This window comes from Bradyrhizobium sp. ORS 285, from assembly GCF_900176205.1.
Lineage (GTDB): Bacteria > Pseudomonadota > Alphaproteobacteria > Rhizobiales > Xanthobacteraceae > Bradyrhizobium.
Window position 1 is genome coordinate 4,309,083 of sequence record NZ_LT859959.1, and the last position, 15,197, is coordinate 4,324,279.

General features: G+C 65.2%; 16 protein-coding genes. 1 reads left to right on the top strand and 15 read right to left on the bottom strand.

Features of this window, described 5'->3' with window-relative positions; genetic code table 11:
* Window positions 1-2: 2 nt before the first annotated feature.
* Complete coding sequence (locus BRAD285_RS19525; RefSeq protein WP_006609049.1) at window positions 3-1,553, bottom strand: ABC transporter substrate-binding protein; 1,551 nt, start codon at window positions 1,551-1,553, stop codon at window positions 3-5.
* A gap of 15 nt (window positions 1,554-1,568) precedes the next feature.
* Window positions 1,569-2,870 (bottom strand): M20 family metallopeptidase, encoded by a 1,302-nt coding sequence (locus tag BRAD285_RS19530; protein ID WP_006609050.1) that lies wholly within the window; start codon window positions 2,868-2,870, stop codon window positions 1,569-1,571.
* 81 nt (window positions 2,871-2,951) lie between these two features.
* Between BRAD285_RS19530 and BRAD285_RS19535 the strand changes: the two genes are divergently transcribed.
* A complete protein-coding gene (locus tag BRAD285_RS19535) occupies window positions 2,952-3,713 on the top strand; it encodes a GntR family transcriptional regulator (protein ID WP_083846309.1) in 762 nt (253 codons plus the stop codon).
* A gap of 3 nt (window positions 3,714-3,716) precedes the next feature.
* Here the strand turns inward: BRAD285_RS19535 and dhaK are convergent, their stop codons facing one another.
* The 13 genes from dhaK to BRAD285_RS19600 all read right to left on the bottom strand — a co-directional run bounded on the left by dhaK (window position 3,717) and on the right by BRAD285_RS19600 (window position 14,762).
* The gene (dhaK, locus tag BRAD285_RS19540) at window positions 3,717-4,706 is read right to left on the bottom strand and encodes a dihydroxyacetone kinase subunit DhaK (protein WP_006609052.1); all 990 of its coding nucleotides are present in this window, start codon (window positions 4,704-4,706) and stop codon (window positions 3,717-3,719) included.
* A complete protein-coding gene (locus tag BRAD285_RS19545) occupies window positions 4,703-5,155 on the bottom strand; it encodes a hypothetical protein (RefSeq protein ID WP_006609053.1) in 453 nt (150 codons plus the stop codon). The genes dhaK and BRAD285_RS19545 overlap by 4 nt, the downstream gene beginning before the upstream one ends.
* Window positions 5,152-6,759, bottom strand: coding sequence for a phosphoenolpyruvate--protein phosphotransferase (gene ptsP / locus BRAD285_RS19550; protein WP_006609054.1), 1,608 nt, complete (start codon window positions 6,757-6,759; stop codon window positions 5,152-5,154). The genes BRAD285_RS19545 and ptsP overlap by 4 nt, the downstream gene beginning before the upstream one ends.
* On the bottom strand, window positions 6,760-7,062 hold the full coding sequence (locus BRAD285_RS19555) for an HPr family phosphocarrier protein (RefSeq protein WP_035644280.1): 303 nt from the start codon (window positions 7,060-7,062) through the stop codon (window positions 6,760-6,762).
* Window positions 7,063-7,074: 12 nt separating this feature from the next.
* A complete protein-coding gene (dhaM, locus tag BRAD285_RS19560; protein WP_006609056.1) occupies window positions 7,075-7,473 on the bottom strand; it encodes a dihydroxyacetone kinase phosphoryl donor subunit DhaM in 399 nt (132 codons plus the stop codon).
* A gap of 2 nt (window positions 7,474-7,475) precedes the next feature.
* Window positions 7,476-8,081 carry a dihydroxyacetone kinase subunit DhaL gene (dhaL, locus tag BRAD285_RS19565; protein ID WP_006609057.1) on the bottom strand — a complete coding sequence of 202 codons (606 nt, stop codon included), beginning with the start codon at window positions 8,079-8,081 and terminating at the stop codon, window positions 7,476-7,478.
* Window positions 8,082-8,083: 2 nt separating this feature from the next.
* The gene (locus BRAD285_RS19570) at window positions 8,084-9,094 is read right to left on the bottom strand and encodes an ABC transporter ATP-binding protein (protein WP_006609058.1); all 1,011 of its coding nucleotides are present in this window, start codon (window positions 9,092-9,094) and stop codon (window positions 8,084-8,086) included.
* Window positions 9,087-10,196 carry an ABC transporter ATP-binding protein gene (locus tag BRAD285_RS19575; protein ID WP_006609059.1) on the bottom strand — a complete coding sequence of 370 codons (1,110 nt, stop codon included), beginning with the start codon at window positions 10,194-10,196 and terminating at the stop codon, window positions 9,087-9,089. The genes BRAD285_RS19570 and BRAD285_RS19575 overlap by 8 nt, the downstream gene beginning before the upstream one ends.
* 4 nt (window positions 10,197-10,200) lie before the next feature.
* Entirely contained in the window at window positions 10,201-10,419 is a 219-nt protein-coding gene (locus tag BRAD285_RS19580) for a hypothetical protein (RefSeq protein WP_006609060.1), read from the bottom strand.
* The gene (locus BRAD285_RS19585) at window positions 10,416-11,369 is read right to left on the bottom strand and encodes a carbohydrate ABC transporter permease (RefSeq protein WP_006609061.1); all 954 of its coding nucleotides are present in this window, start codon (window positions 11,367-11,369) and stop codon (window positions 10,416-10,418) included. The genes BRAD285_RS19580 and BRAD285_RS19585 overlap by 4 nt, the downstream gene beginning before the upstream one ends.
* Window positions 11,366-12,328, bottom strand: a complete 963-nt coding sequence (locus BRAD285_RS19590; RefSeq protein ID WP_006609062.1) for a carbohydrate ABC transporter permease — start codon at window positions 12,326-12,328, stop codon at window positions 11,366-11,368. The genes BRAD285_RS19585 and BRAD285_RS19590 overlap by 4 nt, the downstream gene beginning before the upstream one ends.
* A 123-nt stretch (window positions 12,329-12,451) precedes the next feature.
* Entirely contained in the window at window positions 12,452-13,783 is a 1,332-nt protein-coding gene (locus tag BRAD285_RS19595) for an ABC transporter substrate-binding protein (RefSeq protein ID WP_006609063.1), read from the bottom strand.
* A gap of 325 nt (window positions 13,784-14,108) precedes the next feature.
* The gene (locus tag BRAD285_RS19600; protein ID WP_035644282.1) at window positions 14,109-14,762 is read right to left on the bottom strand and encodes a 4'-phosphopantetheinyl transferase; all 654 of its coding nucleotides are present in this window, start codon (window positions 14,760-14,762) and stop codon (window positions 14,109-14,111) included.
* Window positions 14,763-15,197: the final 435 nt, after the last annotated feature.

Sequence of the window (15,197 nt, forward strand, 5' to 3'; positions counted from 1 at the left end):
TCTCAGGCGCGCTTGGGCGCACCGGCGCCAAGCGAGACCAGATCGAACCGGAACACCGAGCCCCGCGGATGCAACTGGTAGCCTTCGACGTAGGACCGCTGCGCTGCGAGAATGTCGAAGAACACCGGAATCACCGACGGCACCTCCTCGCTCATCATTGTCTGGGCCCGCGCATAGAGCGCGGCACGATTGGCATCGTCGGTCTCGCTCCGCGCCGCATTGACGATCTCGTCGAAGCGCGCATTGTTCCAGCGCGTCTCGTTCCAAGCCGCGTCCGACGTATAGAGCAGCTTGAAGACGGCGTCCGCGGTCGACTGCATGTTGTAGAAGCCGACGTAGAAATTGCCCTTCTTCCAGACCTGGTCGAGATAGGTCGCGTGCGGCATGGTCTGAACGTTGATGCGGAAACCGGCAGGAGCCGCCATCTCGCGGATCGCAACGCCGAGCTGCGTGCGCGTGTCCGGTTTGTCGGACGCCACCATCGTCAGGTCGATGCCGGAGGGGTAGCCGGCCTCAGCAAGCAGCCGCTTGGCCTTGGCGATATCTGGCGTCTTCAGCTTGCTGTCACGATAGAAGCGGTAGGCAGGGCTGAGCGGGGTGTCGTTGCCGGGGGTGCCATAGCCGCCCGCCACGAAACCGGCCATCGCCTCGCGATCGATGGTCAGGGCGAGCGCCTGGCGCACGCGAACATCGTTGAACGGCTTCTGGTCGCATCCCATGTTGACGTTCAGAAACTGCCCCGAGGGGATCCGCAACGCCTTGACGCCGGAGGCCTTGCCGAGCCGCTCATATTCGCCTGATGTGGTCGACAGCATCAGATCGATGTCGCCCGAGATCAGAGCCGATGCCTCGGCGGTGCGGTCGGGATAGACGAGGATCTCGATGCGATCGAGTGCAGGCCGCGCCGGATCGTAATAGGCCGTGTTGCGCTCGACCACGATCTTCCGATCCGGTTCGTAGGATACGAGCTTGAACGGGCCTGAGCCATTCGGCTTGGTGGCGAGGCTGGCAAGATCCGCAGCAACGACTTTCGCCGGTACGATGCGCGCATTGTTGTAGGCGAGCGCGACCGGGAAGTCGGCGAAGGGTACGAACAACGTGAACTTCACGGTGGCGGCATCGATGGCAACCACGTCCTGGATCGGTCCGACATTGGTGCGCGCGGGCGAGGCCGTCTTCGGATCGAGGATCGCCTTGAAGGTCGCGACGACATCATCCGCTGTCAGTGGTGATCCGTCGTGGAAGCTGAGATTGGGCCGCAGCTTGAACGTCCACTCGGTCAGGCCCGCGCCATGTTCCCAGGACAGCGCCAGATCCGGCTCGACAGCCATGTTCGGCTTCAGCCGAGTCAGGCTGGAGTAGAGCAGCTCCGCGACGAGATACTCGGGATTGACGCGCGCCAGCAGCGGATGGATCACCGCGGCGCCCTGATCGACAGAAATGCGCAGCACGCCCCCGCGCTTCGGCGCGTCGCCGGCGAGAGAGATCTGCGGCAGGGCGCCCAGTGCGAGCGCGGTACCAGCGAGGAAATGGCGGCGGGTGACGGACGACATCTAGGCGGAGTCCTCTTAGGGCGTCGTGTGTTCGGGAGAGAGTTCGGGACAGAACTCGGCTGAAAGATAAGCGAGCACCGATTTCGCCAATGCGACGATATCGGTCAGCGTGGTCGCCTCGCCGGGCGCATGAATGCGGCTGTCCGGCTTGCCAAGGCCGGTGAGAAGAATCTCCTGCATGCCCGTAGCCTGTTGGACCCAGCCAAAATCTGAGCAGCCGGACGCGCCCCATCGTGCGAAGTCATCAGGCGCGTAGCCGAATCCGGCCGAAAGCGCCCGTTGCCAACGCGGCCAGTGCGGACCGCCGGGATCGGCGGTCGGCATCAGATGGCCGGTCAGGATGATCTCGAGGTCGAGTCCAGCTGCTGCCTGTCTGATCGCAGTCTCGATCTCGCTGCGCGCGGCGGCAAACTCCTCTTCAGGGGCGTAGCGGCGGCACAACAGGATCTCGAGCTGCGACGGAATCTGGCCGCCGCATTGCCCGCCGTGAACAGCCGAGATGTCGAGGCTCGCGGCCAGCGGTCCGGCCGCCTGTGGTGGTGGCGGCAAGCGCGACGTCCGCTGCGCGATGACGGGCTTCAGGCCAGCGATCGCATTCAGGATCGGCAGCGCCGCCTCGATCGCATTGGCGCCGGCGCTACGCTGTTCACCCGCATGGGCCGCCTTGCCGCGCACGCGCACCGTCAGCGTGAACAGGCCGAAGCAGCCGGCCCAGATTCGGGGCATGGCGCTGCCGTTGAAATTCAGAATGTGGCCTTCGAGACGTCCCTGCTCTGCGAGGTAACGGACCCCTGGATAGAGTCCCGCCTCCTCGTCGGTGCACAAAAGCAGCATCGGATCATAAGCGAGCGTGAGGCCTGTCGCCCGCGCGGCGCGCAACGCGAGCAGTGCGGCTGCGATCGAGCCCTTCATGTCCGCGGCGCCGAGGCCGATGAGACGATCACCCTCGCGAGCAAGTTGCAGCGGATCACCGATCCAGCCCGGCGCAGCCGGCACGGTGTCGACGTGGAAATACAGCCCGAGCACCGGACGGCCGGAACGACGCCGCGCAATCACGTTCGTGCGCGGTCCATAGGCCCCGGGAGCACGCCAAAGTTCCTCAGGCACGACCACGCGTTCGCAATCCAGCCCCAACGGTGCCGCGAGTTGCTCCATCAGATCGGCGAACGATTCATAGCCGGCGCCGGGCGGGAAACTCGTATTCACCGCCACCATGCGACTGAGGTCGTCGACCGCCGTTTCCGACAGCCGCTCGATCGCAGCGAAGGCGTCCGCCAAATTGGCCACGCTCCGATCCGAGATGCCCTGAGAGTCCATCGTCCGCCGATTTAATGCTATATTCTATATAGAAATAGAAATCACAATGTGGCACTTGTCAATTCCATGAAAAAGGCAGGCGTGGCCAGCAAAGCGGCAGAAGGCGTGGGCGCAGGTCCCGGCGCTCTGCCCGTGCCGCTCTACGAGCATGTGAAGCGGCAGATCGCGGATGCGATCCTGATCGGTGATCTCGCGCCGGGCACGGTGCTGCCCGGTGAGGTCGCGCTCGCCAATCAATATGGCGTCGCGGTCGGCACGATCCGACGCGCGCTGGCTGATCTGACGGCCGGCGGCATGCTGATGCGGCGGCGGAAGACCGGGACGGTGGTGACCGGCCGGGCGTCACGACATGGCCTCAGCTTCTTCTTTCAGTATTTCCGGCTGCTCGGCGAAGATGGCAGCCTGCTGCACTCGGATGCCGAGGTGCTGTCGGTGACCACGCGCCCTGCCGGACCGGACGAAGCCGCGCTGTTTGCGGTCGGCGCCGGCGAGCCGCTGCTGCATCTGCAGCGAATTCGCCGGGTGGCCGGCGCGCCGGTGCTGCACTCGCGCATCTCGATGGTCGCGAGCCGGATGCCGGACTTTCCGCATGAGGCCAAGAAAGTCCCCGCTTTGATCTATCGGCACCTGCTCGAGGCCTATGGCATCCGCGTCGCGGCGGTGCGCGAGAAGGTGACGGCCGAGGTCGCCAGCAAGGAAGACCGCAAATTGCTCGGACTGCCCTCCCCGAGTGCCGTGCTGGTCATCGACGAGGAGGCCTACGACCAGACCGGCGCGCTGGCGATCCTCAGCCAGCACCGCGCCACGACGGCGCATCACTATTATTCGAACGAGATCCGCTGAACGTCAGCAGCCCCAGCGCAGCGCCGCGGTGTGCACGGGCGCATCCCATAGCGCCAACGTTGCATCATCGAGCGCGGTGACCGTCAGCGAGCAGCCGGCCATGTCGAGCGACGTGACGTAGGAGCCGACCAGGCCGCGCGCGATCGCGAGCCCGCGTGCTTCCAGGATGCGGCGGGCGGCGTTGGCCATCACATAGAGCTCCATCGCGGGCGTGCCGCCGAAGCCGTTGACCAGCAGCAGGCATGGCGTGCCGGGCTTAGGCGCGAGGTCGGCGAGGATCGCGCCCATCATCTCCTCGGCGATCGCATCGGCGGAGGCGAGCTTGACGCGGCGCCGGCCGGGCTCGCCATGGATGCCGACGCCCATCTCCATCTCGTCCTCGCCGAGCGCGAAGGTCGGCTTTCCGGCCGCGGGCACGGTGCACGAGGTCAGCGCCACGCCCATCGAGCGCGTCCGCTTGTTCACGTCATCGCCAAGCAACTTGAGCGCATCGAGATCGCGCCCCTGCTCGGCCGCAGCACCGAGCATCTTCTCCACGACCAACGTGCCGGCGACGCCGCGGCGGCCGGTCGAATAGGTCGACGTCTCCACCGCGACGTCGTCATCGGTGATGACCGTGGCGACCTTGGTCTCCATCATCTCCGCGGCCATTGCGAAGTTCATGACATCGCCTTCGTAGTTCTTGACGATGAACAGCGAGCCGCCTCCCGTCTCCACCGCCTGCGCAGCCGCCAGCATCTGGTCGGGGGTCGGCGAGGTGAAGACCTGGCCGGGACAGGCGGCATCCAGCATGCCCTGACCGACGAATCCTGCATGCAGCGGCTCATGGCCGGAGCCGCCGCCGGAGATCAACGCGACCTTGCCTTGTTTGAGGCTCTTGCGGCGGACGAACTTGTTGTCCTCGCCAAGGGCGACGATGTCGCCATGCACGGCGGCAAAGCCGTGGAGGCTTTCGGTCAGCACGTCGTCGACAGCGTTCATCAACTTCTTCATGGCTTCCCTCCCGGTTCGGCATCGTCTTTGTTTTCGTTGGCTGAGATCAGCGCCGTGATGCCGCGCGCGACGCCGGTGATGATGCGGTCGGCATGGGCATTGAGCGCGGCATCGCCGAAATCCGGCAGCTCGACCACGAGGCGCCGCATCGGCCGCTGCGTTTCTGCTTCTTCGAGGCGGCCGGGATGCGCGGCGCGGTAGGCGGCGAGGAACGCCTGCTGTTCATGCGGCGAGAAATGGCAAATGTGGAAGATGGTCTCGAGATGCTGCAGCGGGATCGGCGTCGGATAGGCCGGATTGATGATCTGCGAGATGAAGCTGCGGTTCTTGCCGATCGCCTCCGCCAGCCGCTGCCGCGTGCCCGACGGGCGGCTGTCGATGACCGCTCGCAGGATCGCCTTGTAGTCGGCCAGCGGATTCACCGATCCGGTTGCGTCCTGCTCGCTCATGCGTCCTCCGCAAGAGCCGCCAGATCGATCGTCCGGATTGTGGCCTTCACCTGTGGCAGCAGTCCCGGCGAGACCGACAGCGCACGCACGCCCACTTTCAACAGCGCCGGAATGGCCCTGACATCGCCGGCGGCGTCACCACAGATCGAGACGTCGACGCCTTTCGAACGGCCGGCGCGCACCACATGGGCAATCATCGCCATCACCCCGGGATGCAGCACGTCGGCATAATCGGCAACCTCGGCGCCGTCGCGCGAGGCCGCAGTCGCGTATTGAGTGAGATCATTGGTGCCGATCGAGAAGAAGTCAGCCGCGAACTCCTGCGCGGCGAGTGCCGCAGCGGGCACTTCGATCATGATTCCGAAAGCCGGCTCGGCGAAAGCGATGTTGCTGTCGCCGAGTTCAGCGAGCACCGCACGCAGATGCATGCGCGCCTCTCCCAGTTCTGCGGCGTTCGTCACCATCGGCAGCATCACCTTCAACGGCCCCGCTACGGCCGCGCGCGCCAGCGCCCGCAGCTGAACGCGGAAGATGTCGGGATGACGAAGCGAAAGGCGAATGCCGCGCAGGCCCAGGAACGGATTGCTTTCGCCATCGACCGTGTATCCGGGGATCGGCTTGTCGCCGCCAGCGTCGAGGGTGCGGATCGTCACCGGACGTCCATCCGCCCATCGCATGAGCTCGGCATAGGCCTGATATTGCGCCTCCTCGTCTCGGAGCAGATTGCCCGTCAAAAACTCCGTCCGCGCCAACCCCACGCCATCACAGGCCGCAGCAGGCAGCGCCGTCATGTCGGCGGGACCGGAGATGTTGACGAGCACCGAAATCGCCGTGCCATCGCGCGTCAAGGCGGGCTCAAGCTGATGCGCGGTCGCATCGGCCCGCTGCCGCAGGAGAGCCGCGCCCTGCGCGCGCGCATTCTCGACGTGCTCCGCGCTTGGATCGGCCTCGACGAGACCAGCACCGCCCTCGACGAGCAGCAAGCCGGAGAGTGTCTCCCACGCTGGACCGAGCCCCACGACCATCGGCACGCCGCGGCCGCGCGCCAGCATGGCGACATGACTGGTCGGGCTGCCCTCGCCGAGCGCGATGCCACCGCCCTTCGACCAATCGATCCCGAGAAAGGCGGATGGTGCGAGATCGCGGGCGACGATGATCGCCCCGTTCGGCATCGCGCCGTTGTCCTCGAGGCCGAACAGATGCCGGAGTACGCGATCCCTGATGTCGGCGAGATCGCTGGCGCGGGCGCGAAAATATTCGTCATCGGCCGTCTCATAGCCCGCGATTTCCGCGGCCATCGCCGCACGCCAAGCCTCGTCGGCCGCAGCGCCGGTCTCGATCTCGGCATAGGCGGCTTCGGTCAGCGCATCATCTTCGAGCAGCGCGAGCTGAAAGCCGATCAGCTCAGCGGCGTCGCCATCGAGGCGCGTGATGAGATCGGCGACCGCCAATCGCGCGCCCGCCACCGCCGCCGCCAACGCCGCGTGCTCCTCCGCGATCGAGCCCTTGACCCGGCTGGCGCCGTCGAGCGGGCGCAGGATCACCGCCGGTCCGACGGCCACTCCTTCCGACGCTGCGCGACCTCGGATGCAGCGTTCCACCATCTACTCCTCGTCGAACTTGCGATTGACGAGATCGGCCAGCGCGCGCACCGCCTCCTCGGCGTCAGTGCCGTTCGCCCGCATGTACAATGTCTCGCCCTTGGCTGCCTTGACGCGCATGATCTTCACCGGGCTCTTGGCATCGGTCCATGGACCATCGGCCGCGATCGCGATCTCGACCGTCGCAGCGAAGCGCTTGGCGAGCTGGGTGAGCTTGACCGAGGGGCGCGCGTGCAGCCCGACCTCGTTGGTCAACAGCGCATGCGCCCTGACGTCCTGCATGCCGATCTCTCCACCATCAACCATCGTCATTCCCACTCACCCAGCCATCAGCTCTTCGGCAGTGGCACGGACAGCATCGAGCGGCGAGCCGCCGGACGCCTCCGTCGCCGCCATGACCGCACCTTCAACCAGCGGCGCATTGCAGATCACGATGCGCTCGCGCCGCTCCTCCGGCATCATCTCGACCGCCATCTCGCTGTTGGTCTCGGCGCCGCCGAGATCGACCAGGATCGCGACGCCGGCGTCCGACCATGCCTTGTCGATCGCGCTCATGATGGCGCCGACATCGGTGCCGAGCCCGCCATCGGCATTGCCGCCGACGGCGGCGAGCGGCACGCTGTCGCCGACCATCTGCCTGACCATGTCGGCCGCGCCCTCCGCCACCTTGGCGGAATGCGACACGATCACGATGCCGACGTTCTTCTGCTCACCCATGTTCAGGCCTCGTTGAATACACTGCAGATCGCCTGCACCAGCAGGCTGGACGAGCGCGCACCGGGATCCATGTGCCCGATCGAACGCTCGCCGAGAAAGGATGCACGGCCGCGAATGGCCTTCATCGGGATCGTTGCGTCAGCGGCCTCGGCCGCGATCGCCGGCAACCGGGTCGCGAGATCGGCGCCGCCCACGGCGAAGGCCGCTTGCACCGGAATCAGGACATCGAGCATCGTCTTCTGCCCGGCCTCGGATTTGCCGCGCGCCTTGACGTCCTCGATCGCCCGACCGAACGCCGCCGCGGCGTCGGCCGCAGAGGGCCCCGCCGGCAGCGCCTTGCCGAGTCCCATCGCCAACGTGCCGTAGAGCGGACCGGAGGCGCCGCCGACCTTCATGACAAGGGCCATGCCGACCGCCTTCAGTGCGTCCGGCAGTGGCTTGGCCGCGATGTTGTCGGCATCGGCGAGCACCGCCTCGAAGCCACGTTTCATGTTGAGGCCGTGATCACCGTCGCCGATCGCCGAATCCAGCTCAGTCAGTTCCTCGGCATGCGCAATGATGGCATCGGCCATCGCCACGATCAGTCTGCGCTTGAATGCCTGGTCCATCTCTATCTCACCCGCTGACCCGCCCGGTCGAACAGCAGCGGCCGGGTAAACTCGATAGCGACGGAGTCGCCGACTTTCAATTCGGTGTCCGGCTCGACCAGGCTGACGATCTTCTGGTCGTTCAGCGTGATGTGAAGGTGGCTCTGGTCGCCGAGATGCTCGATCCATTTCACCTGCGCCGGCGCGCCGCCATTGGCGCGACGCACGATCATGTGCTCGGTGCGCGCGCCGATGGTCGCAACGTCGCCGGGCACGGCGAGATCCGGAAACAGCCCGCGCGGCAACAGATTGATGCCGGGGCTGCCGAGCCGGGTCGCGACATAGGTGTTCGCCGGGTCTTCATAAATCTCCCGCGGCGTTCCCACCTGCACCAGCCGGCCCTGGTCGATGACGCCGATGCGGTTGGCCAGCGTCATCGCCTCGATCTGATCGTGGGTGACATAGAGCATGGTGGCGCCGAGATCCTGCTGGATGCGCTTCAGCTCAATGCGCAGATCGGCGCGCAGCTTGGCATCGAGCGACGACAGCGGCTCGTCGAGCAGCGCAATCGCCGGCCGGCGCACCAGCGCGCGCCCGATCGCGACGCGCTGCATCTGGCCGCCCGACAATTGCGTGGCGCGGTTGCCGAGCTTGTCCTCGATCCGCAGCATCGCCGCGACATCGCCGACGATGCGCTTGATCTCGGCTTCCGGCGTCTTGCGCACCGGCGAGCGTAGCGGGAAGGCGAGATTGTCGTACACCGACAGATGCGGGTACAGCGAGTATTGCTGAAACACGAAGGTCACGTCGCGCGCGGCCGGCGTCGCACCGGTCTGGTCAACACCGCCGATGATCACCGAGCCACGGTCCGGCGTCTCCAGCCCGGCGACCAACCGCAGCGTGGTGGTCTTGCCGGCGCCGGTCGGCCCGAGCAGCACGACGAGCTCGCCGTCGCGGATGGTCAGCGAGAGATCGCGTACCGCAGGCTTGGTGCCGAAGGATTTGCTGACGGCGTTGAGGCGCGTCTCAGCCATGGCGGCCTCCCCTCGCCGGCTGCTCATACAGCGCCGTGCGGATCGCGCGGCCGGATGCGGCATCGAACAGCGACAGACGGTCAGCCCGGAAGCTCAGGCCGACCGGTTCCGCGCGCTCGACGCGAACCGCTGCAGGGATGCGAGCCTTCACCATGCCGTGCGCGGTGGTGATGGAGACGATCTGGGTGGTGCCGAGGTATTCGGCGCCGAACACCTCACCGCGTAGCCCGCCATCGGTGGTCAGCGTCACCTGCTCCGGACGGACGCCGAGCACCAGCGCGCTGCCATCGGCATCCTCACGCAGCACGGGCACGCCGATGTCAGCGCCATCGATGCGGACCGTCTCAGTGCCGGCGGCAAGCTTTGCGTCGAAGCGGATGAAGTTCATCGCCGGCGAGCCGATGAAGTCGGCGACGAACATCGATGCCGGACGGTCATAGATCTCCTGCGGGGTGCCCAACTGCTCGACCACGCCGCGGTTCATCACCGCGATCTTGTCGGCCATCGACATCGCCTCGAGCTGGTCGTGGGTCACGAACACCGTGGTGGCCTTGAGGCGATCATGCAGCGCGCGCAGCTCGCCGCACATGATGTGCCGGAACTCGGCATCGAGTGCACCGAGCGGCTCGTCCATCAGGAACGCCTTCGGCTCGCGCACGATGGCGCGGCCGAGTGCGACGCGCTGGCGGTCGCCGCTGGACAATCCGCTGACGGGACGATCGATCAGATGATCGATGCGCAGGATGCGCGCGGCTTCCTCGACCCTGCGCTTGATCTCGGCCCTGGGCACGCCCATCGACACCAGCGGAAAGGCGATGTTCTTGCGGACGTTCATGTGCGGATACAGCGCGAACAGCTGGAACACCATCGCGATGTCGCGCTCCCTGGCGCGGCGGAAGGTGACGTCCTCGCCGCCGAGGCTGATCGTGCCGGAGGTCGGCAGCTCCAGGCCCGCGATCATGCGCAAGGTCGTGGTCTTGCCGCAGCCGGAGGGGCCGAGCAGGCAGAAGAACTCGCCATCGGCGATGGTGAAGCTGGTGCCGCGCACGGCCGCGAAGCCGCCGAACTGCTTCTCGAGGTTTTCGATCCGGATCTCGGCCATGGTGTCAGTCCGGGAACTTGGAGACGATGGTGAACATCACGACACCTGCCAGCGTCGTGACAAAGGAATAGGTGTAGAGCACCAGCGCGAACGGCTGCAGCAGCATCAGCACGCCGGCCGCGATCAGGAGCGTCGCCACCGTCTCCATCGGCCCGCGGCGCAAGACCCGGGGCCAGCGCGTGGCGCGAGTGTCGGCAGGAAGGCTCTGGGTTGCCTCGCTCATTTGCGCACCGCTCCGAAGGTGATGCCGCGCAACAGATGCTTTCGCAGCACCACGGTGAACACGACGATCGGGATCAGGAACAGCGTCGTGCCCGCCGCGACCGCCGGCCAATCCTGACCGCCCTCGCCGATGATGATCGGGATGAAGGGCGGCGCGGTCTGGGCGGTGCCGGAGGTCAGAAGCACCGCGAAGGCGTATTCGTTCCAGGCGAAGATCAGGCAGAAGATCGCGGTGGCGACGATGCCGGTCGTGGCCTGCGGCAGCACCACCTTGAAGAAGGCCTGCAACCGCGTGTAGCCATCGACCATCGCTGCCTCCTCATACTCGCGCGGGATCTCGTCCATGAAGCCCTTGAGCAGCCAGACGGCGAGCGAGATGTTGACAGACGTATAGAGCAGGATCATGCCGAGCTTGGTGTCGGACAGTCCGAGCTCGCGATACATCAGGTAGATCGGGATCGCGACCGCAATCGGCGGCATCATCCGGGTCGACAGGATGAAGAACAGCAGATCGTCCTTCAGCGGCACCTTGAACCGTGAGAACGCGTAGGCCGCGAGCGTGCCGAGCACGATCGACAGCGCGGTCGAGCCGAACGCGATGACGAGCGAGTTCACGTAGCGCGGGATGTAGTTCGACGGTCCCGCGATCACCATGTTGCGTTCGCGCGAGATGCGGTCGCACAGGCCCGTGGCCGGCGGCAGCTTGGCCATATACTCCGGCGCCTGCCGCGTCCGCGTCGTGAACAGGTTGCAGTAGCCCTCCAGCGTCGGCTCGGCGACCAGCTTCGGCGGATAGGCGATCGCATCCGACGGCGACTTGAAGCCGGTCATCACGATCCAGAGCAATGGCACCAGCGTGACGACGGCATAGACGATTACCACTGCCGCCGCGATCCGCTTCACCAGCGGCGACGGGTCGACCACGGAATGGGCTGAGACGAGACCGGTCATCGGCTTTTCACCCGGTTGAGCGCCTTGACGTAGATGTTGGCGAGGCCGAACACGGTGACGAACAGGATGATGGCGAAGGCGGAGGAATAGCCGGTGCGCCATTTCTCGAATGCCTCGCGCTTCAGGGTGATCGAGGCGACCTCCGTGGTCGAGCCGGGCCCGCCGCCGGTGAGCAGGTTGACCATGTCGAACATCTTGAAGTTCTCGATGCCGCGGAACAGCACTGCGAGCATGATGAAGGGCAGCGCCATCGGAAGCGTGATCGACCAGAACTGCCGCCATGGCGAGGCGCGGTCGACCTCAGCCGCCTCGTAGATGTAGTCCGGGATCGAGCGCAGGCCGGCGAGGCAGATCAGCATCACGTAAGGTGTCCACATCCAGGTGTCGACGATGACGATCGCCCACGGCGCCAGCGGCACCTGCGCCAGCATCTGGAACGAGGACGCCGGCGTGCCGGTGAGGGCCGAAACGACGTAGTTGAACAGGCCGGTCTGCGGCTGGTAGAGGAAGGTCCAGAAATTGCCGACCACCGCCGGCGACAGCATCATCGGCAGCAGGATCAGGGTGGTCCACAGGCCGTGGCCGCGGAACTTCTTGTCGATCAGCCAGGCCAGCGCGAAGCCGAGCACGGTCTGGATCAGGATGCTCCAGAACACGAAGCGCGCCGTCACCGTCATCGCCGCCCAGACATCCGGGTCGGTCAGGATCGACTGGTAGTTGGCGAGGCCGACATCGAGCACAGTCGCGTTGGGACGATTGGCGCGGTAGTTGGTGAACGACAACCGGATGGTCCAGATCAGCGGAAAGATGTTGATCGCCAGCAGCAGCAGCATCGTCGGCGTGATGAACAGCCAGGCGATGGCGCGCTCGGACAGGCCGCGCGCGTGACGCGCCACGACGGGCGGCGTCACCAAGGCGGCGCGGTCGACGAGGCTGCTCAATCCGGTTTGGTCGGTCATGCGAGAGGCTGCTTCACTGCTGTATCGAACTGATGTGAGGCCGGTTGGTCCGTCCGGCAGACGCAAGCCTGCCGGACGGAATGATGATCATGCTGCGCATGAGGTCGCGAGGCGCCGCGGCGATCAGAGCTTGCCGTCCTCCTTGAACACCTTGGTCCAATCCGCGATCAGCCCGTCGAGCGCGCCCTTCGCCGTGCCCTGGTCGGCGACCACATAGTCGTGGACGCGCTTCTGCATGGCGAGCAGGAGCTGCGCGTAGGATGGCTCGGCCCAGAAGTCGACCACCTGGTCCATCGCCACCAGGAAGTCGGCGGCGAACGGCGCGGTGGTCTTGAAGTTGGGATCGTTCAGCACGCCCTTGTGGCAGCTGTAGCCGCCGAGCGCCCACCACTTCTTCTGGGTGTCGAGCGAGGCGAACCACTTGATGTAGGCCAGCGCCTCGGTGCGGTTCGGCGAATAGGCCACCACCGAGATGCCCTGCCCGCCGAGCTGCGAGCCCTTCTCCTTCTGCGCGGGATTGACGAAGAAGCCGATTTTGTCGCCGCCGACATTCGGATCCTTGTAGAGGCCCGGGAAGAACGCGAACCAGTTCATCTGCAGCGCGACCTGGCCGGACTTGAAGGCGTCGAGGCCCTCCTGCATGTAGCCGTTGGAATAGCCCGGCGGCGTGCAGCACTTGTAAAGCGCCTTGTAGAATTCGAGCCCCTTCACCGCGTCGTCGGAGTTGACGAAGCCCTGCATGTCATACGGCTTCTTCGGGTTCTGATACTTGAATCCGAACGGATAGAGCGCGTTGGTGACGCCCATGGTGATGCCTTCCGAGCCGCGCTCGGTGAAGATCGCCGCGCCATAGACGGTCTTGCCGTCGATCACGCGCTTCTGGAAGAACTCGGCGATGTCCTTCAGCTCCTCCTGCGTCTTCGGCACCTCAAGCTCGCGGCCGAACTTCTTTTTGAACTCCTCGCGGATCTCCGGCCGCGCGAACCAGTCCTTGCGGTAGGTCCAGCCGTTGGCGTCGCCCATCGCCGGCAGCGCCCAGTAGTTCGGCGTGCCCTTCGGCCATTCGGCGTAGCCGGCGACGGTCGCCGGCATGAAGTCGGAGATCTTGATGCCTTCCTTGTCGAAGAACTCGTTGAGCTTGACGTATTGGCCGTTCTCGGCGGCGCCGCCGATCCACTGGGAATCGCCGATCATCAGGTCGCACAGCTTGCCCTTGGAGTTGAGCTCGTTGAGCATGCGGTCGGCGAAGTTCGGCCACGGCACGAACTCGAACTTCATGTTGACGCCGGTCTTGGCGGTGAAGTCCTTCGACAGCTCGACCAGCGCGTTGGCCGGGTCCCACGCAGCCCAGCACAGCGTAATGGTTTTTCCTTCGGCCCGTGCCGGCGCGGATGCGCCGAGCACTGTCGCGGCGGCGACGGTCGCCGTCAGTGCAAATGTCTGCAGCAACTTCATCTGGCACTCCCTCCCTGTTGGCGCCGCCCGCTTTTTGCGGATGACGGCGATCTCTGCCCGCAGCGAAATGTGCCGTCACAACGACAGCGCGAGCCGCAGGCGTTTCCCCATGCCCTCGGATCAATCGCCCGAGTTAAGTATTTTGTTTAGTAAATTGGCGATCACTAAACATGTCAAGCGCATTCGGCGGCTTTCGTGGGCCGTCAATGTTTAGCGCCTGCGGTAACCTGCTTGTCTGTCGAGACATTCCAGAATCCGGGCGGTCGCAAATTCTTTGCGGCCAGGCCCTCGTCCCGACGCACCCCAACCTCAGGGTGCACCAGGATCAGCCCGGCGCGAGCTCGACACCGCAGCCGACCCGATCATCATCGATCAGAAAGCGCCCGGACAAACAGGCCACCGCCGCCGGCCACGCCGGCTTGAGAACGCGCGCCGTGTAGGTCCCCGACGCCCAGTCGATCGCCAGCTCGACATCCTGGAAGTCGAGAAAGCCACTGGTGACCGGATACTGACATTTGTAATAGGCTTCCTTGGCGCTGAAGATCAGGATCGGCAGCGTCGGCCGTAGCTCCTCGCGCTGGGTAGCAACCCATTGCCGTTCTGCAGGCGTCAGCACCAGATCCTGCATCGCCCGATCGAGTTCGCGCCGATTCTCGACATCGAGCCCAACCGAGATGAGATCGGTGCTCCGCGCCACGACCACGGCACAGAAATTGTCACAGTGTGAGATGCTGCCGGTGAAGCCACGTGGCCAGGTCGGCGCACGGTCCGGCCCCGGGACGAGCGGGATGGGCGCGGCCCCGAGCGCGCCGAGCGCCTTTCGCGCCAGGATCCGCGCCGTCGCGAATTCGGCCCTCCGCTTCGGCACGGCCGCCTGAATGAAAGCGCGCTCCTCGGGAAACAGTCCCATTTCGGCAGGCGACAGACCAGACGCCTCCACCGCAACCGGGCACCGAAACAGAGTTTCTATTGCCGTCATCAAGAAGCTCTGCACTCCAGTGCCGGGTCAGGATGGCCTGCCGGCGGTGATCAATCGAGGACGATCTTACCTGAGACCGCCTCAAATTCCCATCATCGTACACAAGCATGGTGCTTACGCACCATCAGACCCATCTTGGTATATTCTCCAACAGCGTACTCAGCGCCTCAGCGCGCGACAGCTACACGCCAAATTAGTCAGTCGTTTCAATCGAACTACGACGACTTGGAGTGGAGCGAAGTCTTGTAGTTGTCGGGGCTGTGCACAACGCCGCCGCGTCCTTGTTCGCCTTTGCACCAAATTATATGGTACGACTTATGCGATAGTTCACAGGGACACAGCTTCTAATCGGATAGTCTGTTGTCATGATTCGGTGTGCGGCAACTCCGTCGGACCAATGAGCGAAGCTTTCAAGCTCGATACACGCTTCATTCC

What these genes read in the sequence shown, in the direction of transcription:
- dhaK (WP_006609052.1), bottom strand. Translation starts at nt 4,706, where the DNA reads ATGAAGAAGTTGATGAACGCTGTCGACGACGTGCTGACCGAAAGCCTC.
- dhaL (WP_006609057.1), bottom strand. Translation starts at nt 8,081, where the DNA reads ATGGACCAGGCATTCAAGCGCAGACTGATCGTGGCGATGGCCGATGCC.
- BRAD285_RS19585 (WP_006609061.1), bottom strand. Translation starts at nt 11,369, where the DNA reads ATGACCGGTCTCGTCTCAGCCCATTCCGTGGTCGACCCGTCGCCGCTG.
- BRAD285_RS19575 (WP_006609059.1), bottom strand. Translation starts at nt 10,196, where the DNA reads ATGGCCGAGATCCGGATCGAAAACCTCGAGAAGCAGTTCGGCGGCTTC.
- BRAD285_RS19570 (WP_006609058.1), bottom strand. Translation starts at nt 9,094, where the DNA reads ATGGCTGAGACGCGCCTCAACGCCGTCAGCAAATCCTTCGGCACCAAG.
- dhaM (WP_006609056.1), bottom strand. Translation starts at nt 7,473, where the DNA reads ATGGGTGAGCAGAAGAACGTCGGCATCGTGATCGTGTCGCATTCCGCC.
- BRAD285_RS19590 (WP_006609062.1), bottom strand. Translation starts at nt 12,328, where the DNA reads ATGACCGACCAAACCGGATTGAGCAGCCTCGTCGACCGCGCCGCCTTG.
- BRAD285_RS19595 (WP_006609063.1), bottom strand. Translation starts at nt 13,783, where the DNA reads ATGAAGTTGCTGCAGACATTTGCACTGACGGCGACCGTCGCCGCCGCG.
- BRAD285_RS19600 (WP_035644282.1), bottom strand. Translation starts at nt 14,762, where the DNA reads ATGACGGCAATAGAAACTCTGTTTCGGTGCCCGGTTGCGGTGGAGGCG.
- BRAD285_RS19545 (WP_006609053.1), bottom strand. Translation starts at nt 5,155, where the DNA reads ATGAGCGAGCAGGACGCAACCGGATCGGTGAATCCGCTGGCCGACTAC.
- BRAD285_RS19525 (WP_006609049.1), bottom strand. Translation starts at nt 1,553, where the DNA reads ATGTCGTCCGTCACCCGCCGCCATTTCCTCGCTGGTACCGCGCTCGCA.
- BRAD285_RS19530 (WP_006609050.1), bottom strand. Translation starts at nt 2,870, where the DNA reads ATGGACTCTCAGGGCATCTCGGATCGGAGCGTGGCCAATTTGGCGGAC.
- BRAD285_RS19580 (WP_006609060.1), bottom strand. Translation starts at nt 10,419, where the DNA reads ATGAGCGAGGCAACCCAGAGCCTTCCTGCCGACACTCGCGCCACGCGC.
- BRAD285_RS19555 (WP_035644280.1), bottom strand. Translation starts at nt 7,062, where the DNA reads ATGGTTGATGGTGGAGAGATCGGCATGCAGGACGTCAGGGCGCATGCG.
- ptsP (WP_006609054.1), bottom strand. Translation starts at nt 6,759, where the DNA reads ATGGTGGAACGCTGCATCCGAGGTCGCGCAGCGTCGGAAGGAGTGGCC.